The organism is uncultured Campylobacter sp., assembly GCF_947255105.1.
Taxonomy (GTDB): domain Bacteria; phylum Campylobacterota; class Campylobacteria; order Campylobacterales; family Campylobacteraceae; genus Campylobacter_B.
Window position 1 is genome coordinate 119801 of record NZ_CAMYFP010000001.1, and the last position, 15375, is coordinate 135175.

The 15375-nt window shown below is 36.3% G+C and carries 19 protein-coding genes and 5 tRNA genes; 22 read left to right on the forward strand and 2 right to left on the reverse strand.

Annotation, left to right across the window (positions count from 1 at the left end; all coding sequences use genetic code 11):
• The 14 genes from Q0X52_RS00630 (at position 1) to Q0X52_RS00695 (ending at position 6797) form a co-directional block, all read left to right on the forward strand.
• Positions 1–1359 carry an NAD(P)H-hydrate dehydratase gene (locus Q0X52_RS00630; protein ID WP_297573456.1) on the forward strand — a complete coding sequence of 453 codons (1359 nt, stop codon included), beginning with the start codon at positions 1–3 and terminating at the stop codon, positions 1357–1359.
• Positions 1350–1940: a phosphoribosylglycinamide formyltransferase gene (gene purN / locus Q0X52_RS00635; protein WP_297573459.1), complete on the forward strand. Its 591-nt coding sequence runs from the start codon at positions 1350–1352 to the stop codon at positions 1938–1940. Before Q0X52_RS00630 ends, purN begins: the two co-directional genes overlap by 10 nt.
• Positions 1933–2655: a TerC family protein gene (locus tag Q0X52_RS00640; RefSeq protein WP_297573462.1), complete on the forward strand. Its 723-nt coding sequence runs from the start codon at positions 1933–1935 to the stop codon at positions 2653–2655. Before purN ends, Q0X52_RS00640 begins: the two co-directional genes overlap by 8 nt.
• Positions 2652–3986, forward strand: coding sequence for an MATE family efflux transporter (locus Q0X52_RS00645; protein WP_297573464.1), 1335 nt, complete (start codon positions 2652–2654; stop codon positions 3984–3986). The genes Q0X52_RS00640 and Q0X52_RS00645 overlap by 4 nt, the downstream gene beginning before the upstream one ends.
• A 182-nt stretch (positions 3987–4168) precedes the next feature.
• Positions 4169–4333 (forward strand): FeoA family protein, encoded by a 165-nt coding sequence (locus Q0X52_RS00650; protein ID WP_297573467.1) that lies wholly within the window; start codon positions 4169–4171, stop codon positions 4331–4333.
• The gene (locus Q0X52_RS00655) at positions 4326–4487 is read left to right on the forward strand and encodes a FeoB small GTPase domain-containing protein (protein ID WP_297573470.1); all 162 of its coding nucleotides are present in this window, start codon (positions 4326–4328) and stop codon (positions 4485–4487) included. The genes Q0X52_RS00650 and Q0X52_RS00655 overlap by 8 nt, the downstream gene beginning before the upstream one ends.
• 89 nt (positions 4488–4576) lie before the next feature.
• Positions 4577–4759: a FeoB small GTPase domain-containing protein gene (locus tag Q0X52_RS00660; protein ID WP_297573988.1), complete on the forward strand. Its 183-nt coding sequence runs from the start codon at positions 4577–4579 to the stop codon at positions 4757–4759.
• Positions 4683–5093, forward strand: a complete 411-nt coding sequence (locus Q0X52_RS00665; protein ID WP_297573472.1) for a hypothetical protein — start codon at positions 4683–4685, stop codon at positions 5091–5093. The genes Q0X52_RS00660 and Q0X52_RS00665 overlap by 77 nt, the downstream gene beginning before the upstream one ends.
• A 123-nt stretch (positions 5094–5216) precedes the next feature.
• Positions 5217–5663: a nucleoside recognition domain-containing protein gene (locus Q0X52_RS00670; RefSeq protein ID WP_297573476.1), complete on the forward strand. Its 447-nt coding sequence runs from the start codon at positions 5217–5219 to the stop codon at positions 5661–5663.
• 699 nt (positions 5664–6362) lie between these two features.
• Positions 6363–6439, forward strand: a tRNA-Pro gene (locus tag Q0X52_RS00675).
• 4 nt (positions 6440–6443) lie between these two features.
• A tRNA-His gene (locus tag Q0X52_RS00680) sits at positions 6444–6519 on the forward strand.
• A gap of 8 nt (positions 6520–6527) precedes the next feature.
• Positions 6528–6604 (forward strand) — tRNA-Arg (locus Q0X52_RS00685).
• A gap of 16 nt (positions 6605–6620) precedes the next feature.
• Positions 6621–6697 (forward strand) — tRNA-Arg (locus Q0X52_RS00690).
• 15 nt (positions 6698–6712) lie between these two features.
• Positions 6713–6797, forward strand: a tRNA-Leu gene (locus Q0X52_RS00695).
• 18 nt (positions 6798–6815) lie between these two features.
• On the opposite strand, the gene Q0X52_RS00700 is transcribed toward Q0X52_RS00695, so the two are convergent.
• A complete protein-coding gene (locus Q0X52_RS00700; protein ID WP_297573479.1) occupies positions 6816–8336 on the reverse strand; it encodes a SulP family inorganic anion transporter in 1521 nt (506 codons plus the stop codon).
• Between the two features lie 111 nt (positions 8337–8447).
• Here Q0X52_RS00700 and Q0X52_RS00705 point away from each other — a divergent pair, with 111 nt between their 5' ends.
• Both Q0X52_RS00705 and Q0X52_RS00710 read left to right on the forward strand, forming a co-directional pair.
• A complete protein-coding gene (locus Q0X52_RS00705) occupies positions 8448–8804 on the forward strand; it encodes a diacylglycerol kinase (protein ID WP_297573482.1) in 357 nt (118 codons plus the stop codon).
• A gap of 45 nt (positions 8805–8849) precedes the next feature.
• The gene (locus tag Q0X52_RS00710) at positions 8850–10412 is read left to right on the forward strand and encodes an inorganic phosphate transporter (protein ID WP_297573488.1); all 1563 of its coding nucleotides are present in this window, start codon (positions 8850–8852) and stop codon (positions 10410–10412) included.
• On the opposite strand, the gene Q0X52_RS00715 is transcribed toward Q0X52_RS00710, so the two are convergent.
• Positions 10392–11423 carry an AI-2E family transporter gene (locus tag Q0X52_RS00715; RefSeq protein WP_297573496.1) on the reverse strand — a complete coding sequence of 344 codons (1032 nt, stop codon included), beginning with the start codon at positions 11421–11423 and terminating at the stop codon, positions 10392–10394. The two genes, Q0X52_RS00710 and Q0X52_RS00715, sit on opposite strands and share 21 nt — an antisense overlap.
• 182 nt (positions 11424–11605) lie before the next feature.
• Here Q0X52_RS00715 and Q0X52_RS00720 point away from each other — a divergent pair, with 182 nt between their 5' ends.
• The 6 genes from Q0X52_RS00720 to Q0X52_RS00745 are packed head-to-tail and all read left to right on the forward strand — an operon-like array spanning position 11606 to position 15374.
• Complete coding sequence (locus Q0X52_RS00720; protein ID WP_297573499.1) at positions 11606–11992, forward strand: NAD(P)H-quinone oxidoreductase subunit 3; 387 nt, start codon at positions 11606–11608, stop codon at positions 11990–11992.
• Entirely contained in the window at positions 11974–12483 is a 510-nt protein-coding gene (locus Q0X52_RS00725; RefSeq protein ID WP_297573502.1) for an NADH-quinone oxidoreductase subunit B family protein, read from the forward strand. Before Q0X52_RS00720 ends, Q0X52_RS00725 begins: the two co-directional genes overlap by 19 nt.
• Entirely contained in the window at positions 12480–13232 is a 753-nt protein-coding gene (locus Q0X52_RS00730) for an NADH-quinone oxidoreductase subunit C (RefSeq protein WP_297573505.1), read from the forward strand. Before Q0X52_RS00725 ends, Q0X52_RS00730 begins: the two co-directional genes overlap by 4 nt.
• Positions 13232–14458 carry an NADH dehydrogenase (quinone) subunit D gene (gene nuoD / locus Q0X52_RS00735; protein ID WP_297573507.1) on the forward strand — a complete coding sequence of 409 codons (1227 nt, stop codon included), beginning with the start codon at positions 13232–13234 and terminating at the stop codon, positions 14456–14458. The genes Q0X52_RS00730 and nuoD overlap by 1 nt, the downstream gene beginning before the upstream one ends.
• Positions 14455–14685 carry an NADH-ubiquinone oxidoreductase subunit E family protein gene (locus Q0X52_RS00740; protein WP_297573509.1) on the forward strand — a complete coding sequence of 77 codons (231 nt, stop codon included), beginning with the start codon at positions 14455–14457 and terminating at the stop codon, positions 14683–14685. Before nuoD ends, Q0X52_RS00740 begins: the two co-directional genes overlap by 4 nt.
• Positions 14682–15374 (forward strand): hypothetical protein, encoded by a 693-nt coding sequence (locus tag Q0X52_RS00745; protein WP_297573512.1) that lies wholly within the window; start codon positions 14682–14684, stop codon positions 15372–15374. The genes Q0X52_RS00740 and Q0X52_RS00745 overlap by 4 nt, the downstream gene beginning before the upstream one ends.
• The last annotated feature ends 1 nt before the right edge of the window (position 15375 follow it).

Consider the following 15375-nt stretch of genomic DNA (forward strand, 5'->3'; position numbering starts at 1 on the left):
GTGTTAAATTTATATGAAGAGACAGAGTTTTTAGACAGGATTGCCATAGATGAGCTTGGGCTTAACAGTGAGATATTGATGGAAAATGCCGCCTTTGCTATCGCAAAAAGAGTTAGAAAAGAGCTTAAAAAAGGCTCTAAAGTATTGCTTTTTTGTGGAAGTGGCAACAATGGTGCCGATGGAGTGGCTGCACTTAGAATGCTTAGCAAAGAGTATAAAACTTATTGCTACCTTTGCTTTGATAAACTCTCGCCAATGCTTCAAAAACAACTTCTTATCGCACAAAAAGCTGGAGTTGTAGTAACAAAAGAAAAGATAGAGGCAAAGTGCTATTTAGATGGGATTTTTGGCAGTGGGCTAAATAGAGATATTGGGCAAAATATAGTAGAGATCATAGATTGGATAAATGACAAAAAAGGGCTTAGGATTGCTATAGATCTACCTAGCGGACTTGGGCGAAATACCACTATAAAGGCAGATTTTACCATAGCGATGGGTGGTATTAAATTGCTCTGCTTGAGTGATTTTGCCAAAGATTTTGTAGGTAAGATAGAGGTTGCAAATTTGGGAGTAGATAAAAGCCTCTATCAAAAAGAGAGCGACTATAAACTAGTTAGAAAAAAAGATCTAGAGCTTGTAAAAAGAGAACAAAATACTAACAAATCAGACTTTGGAAGAGTAAATGTTGTTATGGGCAGGATGAGTGGAGCAGCGATACTTTCAGCACTTGCAGCGCAAACAATGGGTGCTGGGCTTGTTAGCATTGTTAGTAAAGAGAGAGTATCTGTGCCGCCAACTATAATGACTAAAGAAAATATAGAAGATGACGCTGTTATTGTAGTGGGACCTGGATTTGTAGATGAGTTTAAAGAGTTTGATAAACTAACAAAAAAATCAGTCGTTATAGATGCTGGTTTGTGCTACAATAGCGCTACTATAGAGTTTTTAAAAAACAATACTAACACAGTTATAACACCTCATCCAAAGGAGTTTGTTAGCCTACTTTCTCTTTCAAGGTTAGCGCACATCGATGTGGCAACTCTTCAAAAGGAGAGATTTAAATTTGCAAAGATGTGGAGTTTGGAGTTTGGCGGAGTTTTGGTTCTTAAGGGTGCCAATACAATAGTTGCAAAAGAGGGCAAACTCTTTGTTGTTAGCTGCGGAACGCCAAAGCTTGCAAAGGGCGGAAGTGGCGATGTACTAACAGGAGTTATTGCAGCACTTATTGCACAGAAACAAAATCTATTGAAAGCTTCTATAAATGGAGTTTTGGCACATGCCTTGAGTGCCAAAAAAAGCAAGGTAAATGACTATGCATTTGATAGCATGGAGCTTATAAAAGGTTTAAAATGGTTATAAAAAAAATTGCAATTTTATTTAGTGGCAGCGGCTCAAATTTGGAGGCTATTTTACAAAAGGTTCATAACAAGACATTTGGCAATACAAAAATAGTCTGTTCGCTTCTCATCTGTAACAACAGCAAAGCTTATGGTATAGAAAGAGCTAACAAATATCAACTAACAACACAAATTATCGATCACAGAAAATTTAACAGTAGAGAAGAGTTCGATAGAGCGCTAGTTGATAGGATAAAAAAGGAGAATATTTCACTAACAGTTTTGGCAGGATTTATGAGAATACTAACACCTGTTTTTACAGATAACATCAAAGCTATAAATTTACATCCATCGATTTTGCCGCTATTTAAAGGGGCTAATGCTATAAAAGAGAGCTTTGAGAGCGATATGATGTTGGGCGGTGTTAGTATTCATTATGTTAGTAGTGAGCTAGATGGTGGCAAGCTTATAGTACAAAGGGCATTTGAGCGAACTAACAATATGAGTTTTGAAGAGTGGGAAGAAAAAATCCACTCCATAGAGCATGAGCTTTTGCCAGAGACTATTATAAAACTTCTTACTAAAAAGGTTGGCAATGCTTGATTGGATTTTTCTACCAGAGGCGTGGCTTAGCCTCTTTACACTTGCAAGTTTGGAGATAGTTTTAGGTATAGACAATATCATCTTTATCGCCATTATGTGTAATAAACTTCCGCTGCATCAAAGAGATAAGGCAAGATATCTAGGACTTGGCTTTGCTATGATAACAAGAATTTTGCTTCTACTTACGCTCTTTGTCATAATGAAACTAACAAAACCGCTTTTTTATCTCTTTGGACTTGGGATTTCGGGGAGAGATCTCATCCTTATAGTTGGTGGCGCCTTTCTTATCATTAAGTCTGTGATGGAGATTTTGCATAGCGTTAAACAAAGTGGAGAGAGCGCTCATCAAAGCTCTATAGGTAAAGGTGCAAGTTTTTTTGTCATTGTTTTTCAGATAGGGATTTTAGACATCGTTTTTTCACTTGATAGTGTAATTACAGCTGTAGGTATGGCAAATCATCTAGAGATCATGATACTTGCAGTTATCATAGCTGTTATTGTTATGCTTTTTGCAAGTGGAGCTATCAGCAAATTTATAGACAAAAACCCAACTATAAAAATTCTAGCTCTCGCATTTTTAGTGCTTATCGGCGTCTTTTTGATAATAGATGGTTTTGGCATACATCTATCAAAGAGCTATCTATACTTTGCTATGGGCTTTTCTTTATCAGTAGAGCTTATCAACATCTACATCAAAAAAAGGTCGGGTGGTTGAACTTACTAAAGGACGATATTCCAAAGCTTGTAAAAGATATCGCTCTGCCTGCAAGTACTGGCATGATATTTAGCACTTTATACAATGTCAGTGCTCTGTTTTTTGCTGGAATGATTTCAAGTAGTGCGGTTGCTGGGATTTCGGTCTGCTTTTTTCTCTACTTTCTAATCATTGCAGTAGGCTTTGGTTTTGGTGCGGCAATCACTGCTATTATTGGCAACTGTTTGGGCGATAGAAAAGTTCAAAGGGCAAAAATTTATGCTCATAAAGGGCTAGTTTTTATGATGCTTTTTGGCTGTTTTATGGCGGTTGTTGGCTTTTTGTCTGCCCCATTTATCATAAGAGTTCTTGGTGGTATTGAGGGTGGATTTTATCATCTAGCACTTTCATATATCCAAATCATCTTTTTATCAGCACCATTTTTTCTAGCAACAAATGCGCTAAATGGCATACTTATGAGTTTGGGGGATTCTAAAACCTATAGAAACTGGCTCATAGTTGGGCTTTTTATAAATATAGCACTTAGCTATCTTTTTGTTAAGGGCTATCTTTTTTTACCACCACTTTGTATGGAGGGAATTGCATTAGCTACTGCAATAGCTCAAATTTGCGGAGTTTTTTATCTGCTTTTGAAGGTCAAAAAGAGCGGCATGCTTACCTTTGTATCGCTTAAAAGATATCTTCCAAATTACCAAATTTATCGTCATATCATAGCTCAGGGCATTCCAAGTTGCCTAAACTACAGCTCTATTGCCATTGGAAGTTTTATTACGATGTATTTTGTCTCCACCTACGGAGTTGAAGCTTTGGCAGGAACTGGTGTAGGACTTAGAATTGAGCAGATGATTTTGCTTCCAGCTCTTGGGATTAGTAGTGCAACTCTTGCCATAGTTTCTAGGAACTATGGAGCCAAAAACTTTCAAAGGGTGAAATTTACACTTCAATATGTGCTTAAAATCATGATGATTTACTGCTTTTTTGCAGGCCTTTTGTGTATATTTTTTGGACCAAAACTTATAGCTTTTTTTGATAAAAGTTTGCCTGTCATAGAGTATGGATCTATCTATCTTTATGTAGATAGCTTGGGATTTATCGGCTATGCTACTATGTTTGTCTGTGCTGCATTTTTGCAAGCTGTAAAAAAACCTATGATGATTTTTATCTTAAATTTCTTAAGACAAGTTGTCTTTTTGCTAATCTCTTTTTATCTCATCGTTACTGTTTTTGGACTAGAGATTGTCTATATGTGGTTTGGAGTCCTTTTTACAGTCTATTTGGTAACTTCTATTTTTCTCATCTATAGCTTTTATCTACTAAAAAAAGAGGCTTGATATAAGCAGATATAAAACTTTTATTTAGTAGCATAGCTCATAGTTGGCTTGATTTTGATATTAATTATCTAAAATATCAAGATTTAGTGATTTTATTTGGAGATGGCATGAGTTTAGATGAGATGAAATGAGATGAAAAGTGGACAACGCTGTAGGATTCTGCTATAAACGCAAAATGGAAGTTGTTTAAAAAGCTTCTTGATATGAGATTTATCGTGGGATCTATAGTTGAAGTAGTTAGAACTGCACCTTTACTAGATCCAATAGAGTTAAAAATTCACAACTATTTAGTAGCTTTGAGAAATAGCGAAGCAAGGCTTATAGAGGTTGAAAAGATAGATGAGTAAGAAGATAAAGCTAGTCTTAGCAGGTCAGCCAAACTGCGGCAAATCAACACTTTTCAACATGGTAAGCGGGATTAAACAGCATATTGCAAACTATCCTGGTGTAACTATTGATAAGAATTCAGGTTATTTTAGCTATGACGATTATGATACCTAGTTTATAGACTTACCAGGCACCTACCTTTTAGCTCCTACTTAACTAAAGAGCGTATTACAAAAGAGGTTATTTTATATGAAGATCCAGATATAATTGTAAATATAGTAGATGCTTCAAATTTAAAGAGAAATTTATACCTTACATTCCAACTTCTTGAGATCTCAAAACCTACAATAATTGTCTTAAATATGATTGATGTTGCAAAAAGAAGTAGATATAAATCTCAAAAAGATATCCAAAGGGCTAGGATGCCCTGTTGTTGCGACAAATAGTGCCAAGGGAGTAGGCAAAGAAGAGGTTATGGAGGCTATATTGTCACTCTTTATGAGAAGCGCGACAAATACAACAATTTTTAAGATAAATTATGAAGAGCTTGAGCCTTTTATTGAAGAGCTAGAGCCCAAATTTAGAGATGAAAAGCTAAATATCTCTTCAAGATGGCTTACTATCAAAGCTTTGGAGAGCGATAATATAGTTTTTGATCTCTTTAAAGATGAGAAGCCAAAAAAGCTAGTTTTGGAAAAGTCAGAGCTCTTTAAACAAAAATACAATAAAGAGATTAGTTTTTTAGCAGCATATAGACATGATTCAGCCGACATCATCTAACACAACGTCATAACAGAGCAAAAAAGGGGAGAGCAGACTGCTACAGATATAGTTGATAAAATAGTTTTAAATAGATGGTTGGTCTTTCCTGTCTTGCTTTTGGTTATATTTTTGGTCTATTAGTTGGACATAGTTTTTGGCTACAAACTTACAGACTGCACTTGGCATATCCTTGCAGGCTTTAAGAGCTTTTTCATCTCTATATTGCCAGAGCCATATCTTGCGCAAGTCCCTATGATAACGGACTTTGGAGAGTGGATGGTAAATAGTGCAAACACACTCTTAAACTATATACTGATTTTTATAATTCTCTTTGCAATCATTGCAATTATTGAAGATGTCGGCTATATGCCACGAATCGCCTTTATACTTGATAGGATATTTAAAAAATATGGTCTTCACGGACAATCCACACTACCTTTAGTTTTGGGTGGAGCGGTTTTGATTGCAGCTTTGTATCTTTATAAAACTTACTTTAAAGGCAACAAAGGATGTGGTTGTGGCGATAAATCATGCGCCAAAGGCAAAAAAAGAAGAGGTCTAAAGAGTAGTTGCCCGCTTATAAAATAGCGGGCTTTTTTATTTGACTATTAAAGCAAGAGAAGATTTGTATTGATAGACTTTGCAATCTTTATTGCCCTAGCTCATCTTTGTTGCAGCTCTTGGGTATCATAAGCTATCGGTCTAACTAAACTCAAAAGCTGCAAAATTCATACCACTGCTGCTATAGTCTTTAAAACTTCCAAAAATTTACTCTTGTTGCAAAGCTTTGTATTTTTAAATTTCAATAATTTCTCTTTTTAAATTGAAGTGGGGTTATTTAAACATCTTTGTAGTAAATTTGTAGAAAAATTTAGCAAACACTGAGCCAGCGATACAATTACTATCTCTTTTTTAGTTTTATTTATCTCCCGCTTACCACCTTTTAATCCAGAGGGTTGCCTTATAGTAAGGTGCAACTATTTAAGGCTTCATTGATGGTTTTTTTTATTGCTCTTGCCAATAAGCGCTTCCCCCTTTAAAATAAGAGTAAAGGTCACTCGAAATTTAGCTTTGGTCTTGGGTGAGATTTTAACTTTGCAAGTTAATATGTATTATTTAAATTTAAGTGGCTAGCTTAATAGTTTTTAGTTTGAAATTTAAGAGTAAATTTATAATGAATGCGGCTGCTTGGAGAGTTTTTAAAAGTTTAGTTTTTTTGCTTGACAATAAATTTAAAATAAGCTACAATTATCCTTTGTTATTAAAAGAGCGACCAAATTACAACGACGGGGCGTAGCGCAGTCTGGTAGCGCATCTGGTTTGGGACCAGAGGGCCGAAGGTTCGAATCCTTTCGCCCCGACCATGTGGTGAGTTTAGCTCAGTTGGTAGAGCATCAGATTGTGGTCCTGAGGGTCACGGGTTCGATCCCCGTAACTCACCCCACTATATTGGCGCTCGTAGCTCAACTGGATAGAGCAACAGACTTCGGATCTGTAGGTTGAAGGTTCGATTCCTTTCGAGCGTACCATGGTTTTGATATTGATGCGTCCTTAGCTCAGCTGGATAGAGCAACGCCCTTCTAAGGCGTAGGCCAAAGGTTCGAATCCTTTAGGGCGTACCACTTTGTTATACACGTGCGGACGTGGTGAAATTGGCAGACACGCTAGACTTAGGATCTAGTGCTTTACGGCGTGAAGGTTCAAGTCCTTTCGTCCGCACCATCTTTTTAAAGTTTAAATTTACTTCTCATTTATACTGTCATAAAGTTCTGGCATTGAGGTAAAGATATGATTCTTGCCTATAAAGCTGGTAATATTTTTTATATTTTTCTTTTCTAACTGCTCTTTATTAAATATAAAATAGAGTGGCAAGTTCTTATTTTTCTGAGTTATAAAGAGATCTTTTAGTCCATAAGTTGCAGAGAGATCTATAAATTTAACACCTCTAAGATCGATCACCAAAGGCTCATCAAGATGAGATTCTATCTTTTGCATTGTGCTTGAGAGATTTGCAAAGAAAAAGCTATTTTTGATACTTATTAGGTTAAATTTCTCATATTTTATAACTTGTAGATCTCTTGACTCAACTACTATCTCCCAGAGCGAGAAAAGTGCTGAAAGAATCGATCCAATGGCAACTGCAACTATCAAATCAACAAAAACTGTTAGAAAAAAGACCACGCCTGCAACAACTAGCTCACTCTTTGGGACAGCTTTGTAGTTTTTCAAAAGTCTATAGTCAATTATGTCAAAGCCAACTTTTATAAGTATAGCGCTTAGTGCTGCTATTGGGATTTGTGCTACTAAAGAGCCAATAAACAAAAAGACAATCAACAAAAATAGCGCGCTAATTACGCCAGATAGCCTGCTGTTGCCGCCTGTTTTTATGTTGATGACTGTTCTCATGGTTGCTCCAGCACCAACAAGTCCGCCTATAAAACCTGCTGCCATATTGCCAAGACCTTGACCGATTAGCTCTTTGTTTGAGTTGTGCTTTGTGTTTGTTATGGAGTCTGCAACTACTGAAGTAAGCAAAGAGTCAATAGAGCCTAAAGCAGCCAAGATAAAGGCATAAGTTGCTATTTTTATAAGATGATCTGACTCTAAATTTGGGATTATAAAAGAGGGCAAAGAAGTTGGCATGGCACCTATTTTTGCTACATCTATATCAAACAGCACCACAATTGCTGTAATTGCTATGAGTGATATGAGCGGTGTTGGAAGCAGTGTAGCTATCTTTTTTGGCGTTAGATACAAAATTGCAAGTCCAAAAAATGTAATAAGCACTGTATTTATGTGGATATCTTTTAACATAAAGGGTATTTTTAAAAGATCTTTTGTAATGCTACCAGTTGAGTTATATCCTAGCATTGGGGCGATTTGAAGTAGGATGATGATAACTCCAACACCGCTCATAAAGCCAGAGACCACAGGATAGGGTATAAATTTGACAAAATCTCCTATTTTCAAAAATCCAAAGAGCATCTGCAATATTCCTGTTAAGATAAAGATAGCAGCCACAAGCCCAATATTTCCATCAAAAGCTAAAACTATCGTTGCAACTACAACAGTCATAGGTCCTGTTGGTCCAGAGATTTGTGTTTTGGTACCACCAAAGATGGAGGCAAAAAAGCAAAGCGCTATAGCGCCCCACAGTCCAGCACTTGCTCCAAGTCCGCTTGCTATACCAAAGGCTAGGCACAGAGGAAGTGCTACAATTCCCGCTGTTAGGCCGCCCGTTACATCACCAACTATTCTCATTAACTATCCTTAAATTTCTATTGCAATAACTCTAAATTTATCCATAAGATTGTAACATTTTACTTGTTTTATTTGAAATTTAGTATAATTGCATTTATTTGGAGGTATTTGATGAAAGAGGGATACAATTTTTTTAAAAACTCAAAATATGCATTTGAAGGAGTGCTTTATGCTTTTAAAAATGAGATGGCTTTTGTAATAGAGCTCTGTTTTGTCCTTATTTTCTCGGTATTGCTCATCTTTTTAAATTTAGAACTTCTTTTTAAGGCGCTACTTTTTAGTTCAATGTTTTTAGTTTTGATAGTTGAGCTTTTAAATAGCGGCATTGAAAAGACTGTTGATTTGGTAACTTTGGAGTTTCATCCTCTTGCAAAGGCTGCAAAAGACCTAGCATCAGCTGCTGTATTTTTCTCTATCTCAAACTCAGTAATTCTTTGGTTGGTAGCCTTTTACTATATTTTAAAATAATTTTTTTAGTGTATAATTTGGATTAAATTTACAAAAAGGGAAGTTATGAGAAATTCGTATCTCAATGTTTTTTTTGGTGGATTACTCATAGGGTTTATTATCTATTTTCTTATATGGGGCTTTGGTTTTATAGGCGATGGGAATAAAACTATTTTTGTGCTATCTTCTCTTTTTGGTATCTTTATGGCATTTAATATCGGCGGAAATGATGTTGCAAATGCCTTTGGCACGAGTGTAGGTTCTGGAACACTTACTCTTACTCAAGCACTTTGTATAGCTGCTATTTTTGAAGTAGGTGGTGCTGTTCTTGCTGGCTCAAACGTAACAAATACTATTAAAACTGGACTTGTAAAGCTTGATGATATGGGGCTAGATCCTCATGATTTTATCTTTATAATGATGAGTGCGCTAATTGCTGCTGCACTTTGGCTACTTATTGCTACATTTAAAGGTTGGCCAGTCTCTACAACTCATGCCATAGTTGGAGCAATAGTTGGCTCTAGCCTTACTTTTGGATTTATAATAGAAGATCCAAACATTCACATACTCTCTTTGGTAAAGTGGGGCAATCTCTCTAAGATAGTCATCTCGTGGTTTTTATCGCCTCTGCTTGGAGGGGTGGTTTCATATCTAGTTTATAAGGCGATTAAGTATTATATACTTGACTATAATGTCATAGCGCAAGCAAAGATTGACAATCTCAAAAGAAAAAGAAGGCAGCTAAAAAAGGAGCATAAAGAGTATTTTGACTCTTTGAGCGATAGGGAGAAGGTTATAGTTGCTGAGGCGATGAATAGAGATGCCCTTGCGATGAAAAGTCCCTTTTTTGAGCCAAGTGATCTTGACTCAACTTACTATAAAAAAATGTATGCAATAGATAGTAAAAAAGAGAATTTAAAGAGTCACAAAGCTTTGGAGATTGGCGTTCCTATAGTTGCAGCACTTGGAACCTTTGTCATTGGTAGTATGGTCATCTTTAAAGGTTTTAAGAATTTAGATCTTGGGCTTTCGTTGCTACAAAACTTTTTAATTCTTATTATGATTAGCTCTGCTGTTTGGATGTCGATGTTTATCTTGGCAAAGACACTTAGAAAGTCAAATTTATCCAAATCAACATTTCTTATATTTTCATGGCTTCAAGTCTTTACCGCCTCTGGTTTTGCCTTTTCTCATGGTTCAAATGATATTGCCAATGCTGTTGGGCCATTTGCTGCCATTTTTGATACTTTGCGAAATGGCGAGATTGCACTTACTTCAAATACTCAGCCAATAGTGCTTCTTACCTTTGGAGTTGCACTTGTTGTGGGGCTTTGGTTTATAGGAAAAGAGGTGATAGCAACAGTTGGTACACATCTTACCAAAATCCACCCCGCCTCTGGGCTAAGTGCTGAGCTCTCAGCTGCTGGAGTTGTGATGGGAGCTTCAGTTCTTGGGCTTCCTGTCTCTTCTACTCACATTTTGATAGGTGCAATTATTGGAATTGGACTTGTAAATAGAGAGGCCAACTGGCGCCTTATGAAAAAAATAGGGCTAGCGTGGGTTGTAACTTTGCCTGCTGCAGCACTACTTAGCTCAGTTGGATTTATATTAATTAGATCTCTTTTTTGATTTTTTAGTCAAATCGTTGCTAAGCAATATGGCAATGAGTTTTGTTTTTGGGTTGGAAGCTAGAGCAATTTGCATAGTCATAGTAAGTGGAATTGCCAAAAATAGCCCCGCAATGCCAAATATATAGCCCCAAAGAAGCAAACTAACCAAAACTAAAATGGTGGAGATACCAAGTCCTTCTCCCATGAAACGAGGTTCAATTATATTGCCAATCAAAATATTTACAAAGAGATAGACACTAGTAACCCAAAAAGCAGTTGTTATATCGCTAGTTGCAAGTGTGATAAAAAGCGTTGGAATGGCAGCTACAATTGATCCAATAGTTGGTATGTAGTTTAATAAAAAGGCAAGAACGCCCCAAAGTGCTGCATAAGGCACAGATAGCACCCAAAGTAGCAATGCTATAATCGCACCTGTTGCTCCAGAGGCGATAGTTTTTATAAGAAGATATTTTTTAAGATTGTAGATAAAAGTTGCTATAAAAACCTTTGCTCTTGGGTTGCTTCTATCTAAAAAATCAATCTTTTTTCTAAGTGAATCAACCTCAAATAGCATAAATGAGACCATCAAAAAGATAAAAAACGACATTGACAAAAACGATCCTGCACCTTTGATAAATTTCTTTGATGTTGCAAGCACGACATTTGTATCAAATCCAATTAGTTTGGTGTCTATATAGACTATACCATAGGAGTTTATTTTATCGATGCTTTCTTGCATGAGAAGTTGAAATTTATGCTGAAGTTCTGGAAATTGTGTTGTAAAATCAGCCAGTGTTGTAAAGATAATCTTTCCAACTATTGTGATGATTCCAAAAAAGAAGGCGCAGGTTATAAAAAAGGCGATAATACGCGGTATTTTAAATTTCTGTAATAAATTTAGAGCAGATGAGGCAATAACTGCCAAAAAAAGAGCCAATAAAAATGGCACTACCACGCTTGAGGCCGCTTTTAAGCCTGCCAATATGATGACTATACAACTAACTGAGATTAATGCTATTAAATTTTTCAACACAACTGCCTTGATTTGAAGTGTTAGAATTATATCATTAAAATAGACAACCAAAGCTATTTTTTAAAATGTGTAAAAAAAGAACTCACTATCTACTTTAGCTAAGAACAAAAAATATTTTAAAGATAAATCAAAGATTATTAAAGTAGAATTATCTAATATAACGATAAGGAGTTACTTAAATGTCACATATGGCTTATAGCTCTTATTTTGGCGCATTTGTGATGCTAATTCTTACCTTTTGTATATTTTGGCTTATAACTACACTTTCAGCTATGGTTGGCAATCGCTTGGCAGATAAAAAAGATGAGCGACTAAAAACAGAGACCTATGAGAGTGGTCCAGTATCAATCCGTCAGCCAAATAAGATAAATTCACATTTTTTTCTAATAGGAATGCTCTTTATCCTTTTTGATGTTGAGATAATTTTTATGTTTCCATGGGCGGTAAATTTCAAAATACTTGGCATGTTTGGTCTTATTGAGATGATTTTATTTATTACAATTCTTGTTATTGGACTAATTTATGCATGGAGTAAAGGGGCGTTGGATTGGCAGAGAGTAAAATAGACTATAGAAAAAATAACTCAAGTCCAGTTGTATTGACCACTATAGATAAGCTCATACAATGGGGAAGAAGTAACTCACTTTGGGCGGCCAATTATGGACTTGCATGCTGTGCTATAGAGATGATGGCAAGTGGAGCAGGAAGATATGATTTTGATCGCTTTGGAACTATTTTTAGAGGAAGTATAAAGCACTCTGAAGTTATGATAATTGCAGGGACGCTAACCAAAAAACATGCTGAGTTTACAAGAAGACTTTATGATCAGATGCCAGAGCCAAAATGGGTCATAAGTATGGGAAGTTGTGCAAATACAGGTGGAATGTTTAATACCTATGCAACAGTGCAAGGAGTCGATAGGGTAATTCCTGTAGATATCTATCTTCCAGGCTGTGCCCCACGTCCTGAGACTCTTCAATATGCACTTATGATACTTCAAAAAAAGATAAGAAAAGAGAGCCCAAAAAGAGCTAGAGCGCCAAAGAGGTTGATATGATGAGAGGCTATAAAGATAGATTTTACGTTCCTTTAAAAACTAAGAAAAAAGAACCAAAAGATACTAAGTTTGCTAGTGATTATGAGAGATTGAAGGGCTTTGTAGATGTTGGCTATGTTGAGTTTGAGCAACTTATACTAAAGGCAGATAGAGAGCTAAATTTAACCATCTTAAAAGAGATGAAAGAGCTTGGTTATACTATTTTGTGCGATATTTTTGGTGTTGATGAGATAGAGCAAAGGGGTGGTATTGAGGTTTCTTATCAGCTACTAGATATAAAAAGAGCCTTTAGGGCAAGAGTTGTTGTGTTTGTCAAAGAAAAGGAGTTTTTAAAGAGTGTAACTTCGCTTTACAAAAGCGCAAATTGGGCGGAGCGAGAGCTTTACGATATGATGGGAGTTTGGATAAAGGATCATCCAAATTTAAGCAGACTTATAATGCCAGATGATTGGCACGGACATCCACTTTTAAAATCCTATCCTTTACAGGGCGATGAAGCGGCAAAGTGGTATGAGGTAGATAAGATTTTTGGAAAAGAGTATAGAGCTATTATAGGCGAAGAAAATAGAGATCCAAGTTTTATCGATAGCAAAGATAGCTTCAACTTTGCAAGACTTTATCATGATAGCGAGTATGGTGGAGAGATTCCAGAAAAGCCATCTTTGACTGAGTATCAAGAAGAAGAGGGTGTAGCTTTTGTTAAAAAAGTAAAAAGAGATAAATTTAAAGAGATTAAAAAGAGAAAATAATGCAGCAACCTAACAGACTCAAAGCCTTTTTTGAAAATATAGAGTATGAAAAACTTGACTCAAAGATGATATTAAATTTCGGCCCACAGCACCCATCAGCGCATGGTCAGCTTCGTTTGGTGCTTGATATTGATGGTGAGCTTGTAACTAGAGCAAGGCCAGGAGTTGGTTATATGCATAGAGGCATTGAAAAGATGGCAGAAAACATGTTTTACAATGAGTTTATGCCGGTGACTGATAGGGTTGATTATGTAGCTTCTGGTTCCAACAACTACGGACTTTGTGCAGCAGTTGAAAAGCTTTGTGGTATAGAGGTGCCAAGACGAGCGCAGATTATCCGCACAATACTTTTGGAGTTAAATCGTATCTCATCACATCTTCTTTTTTTGGCAACTCATGCGCTTGATATTGGGGCGATGACTGTTTTTTTATACTGTTTTAGAGAGCGTGAGTATATACTCGACATGATAGAAAAGTATTCAGGTGCAAGACTTACACATCACAACATCAAGATAGGTGGAGTTTTTTTAGATCTTCCAGATGGTTGGTTTGATGAGCAAGATGAGCTTTGCAATAAAATTTTAGCCGGTGTGAAAGACTATGAAGATCTACTTGATAACAACAGAATTTGGCAAATGCGTACCAAAGGTGTTGGAGTAGTTACTAAAGAGATGGCGCTTTCTTGGGGCTGTAGCGGCGTTATGTTAAGAGGAAGTGGCTATAAATGGGATATAAGAAAAGAGGAGCCCTATCTTATCTATGATGAGCTTGACTTTGATGTCCCTTATGCGACAGAGGGCGATTGTTATGCAAGATATAAGTGCTATATGCAAGAGATTAGAGAGAGTGTGAAGATTCTTTTTCAAACAAGAGCTCTATACAACAGCTCAGATAGTCAAATCATTGCTAACAATCCAAAATATGTAAGTCCATCTAAAGAGCAGATAATGACTCAAAACTACTCTGTTATGCAGCATTTTGTGCTTATAACACAAGGGCTAAAACCGCCAGTTGGCGAGATATATCATGCTACAGAGACACCAAAGGGCGAGCTTGGCTATTTTATTTGTTCAAAGGGCGAGAGCAGCCCTTATAGACTAAAGATTAGAACACCTAGTTTTTGGCACTGTGCTATCTATGAAGAGCTTATGGTTGGGCAGTATATTGCCGATATCGCCGCTATAATTGGCAGCACAAACATTATCTTAGGCGAGGTAGATAGATGAAAAGATATGACTTAAGACATCTAAAGGGGAGTTTTTTGGTCCGTATGGGCGAGATTTTAAAGGACTCTAAAAGCGGCGAGGTTATGATTTTTTTGTTTGAGATTGGCGATTATAGCTCTGTTAAAAAGAGTGTTGAACTTGTATCGGCGCTAAATTTAACACTGCTTAACTCTTTGAAATTTAATCAAGTTGATTGGACTATAGTTGTAAAAAGGGGAATTATATGAGAATATTAAATTTAACTTCACTTTTGAAATTTGAAGATGAGGAGCTTTTTTCAAAGTATCAAGATGAAAATGTTTTAACGATAAGTCCGTTTGATGATCAAGGCTTTAAAAATGGCGAAGAAATAAAGTGTGAAATAGGGGCGATAAGCTATGTTTTGGCGCTAGTTTGCTCTAAATTTCAAAAGAGCGACTATTTTGCAAATTTAGACCATTGTTATTTGAGTGCTGAGTGCAGTGTTGGTGAAGATGAGATAGAGCATATTGAAGAGTTTTTAAAAAAGGGCTGTTGCTCTATCATCATCGAAAAAGATCAAATTTCTCATCACAAAGATAGCAATAACATAAAGGCTTTTTTATCCATCATCTCCCAAAAAACGGGAGCCAAGATAGTAGGACTTGATGGAAAAGAGTATAAGTTCAAGCAAGAGCTAGAAGAGTTAAAAGAGCTTGATGAGTATGATGGAGCTGTAGTTTTTAAACACAACAAAGATGAGCTTTTTAGAGGTGGCAAGTTTTTTGCACTTGCTGCCAAGATCAAAAATGGACAAAAAGTAAAGATTGAATTAAAAGATGGCATGATAGAAAAAGAGTTTGTTTTAGATGAGAGCTTAAAGGGGACAATAGCCTTACTTGGGCTTAAGAATGTCGATAATTATGCTTTTGAAGTGGCAAAAATAGCTAAAGTATAAA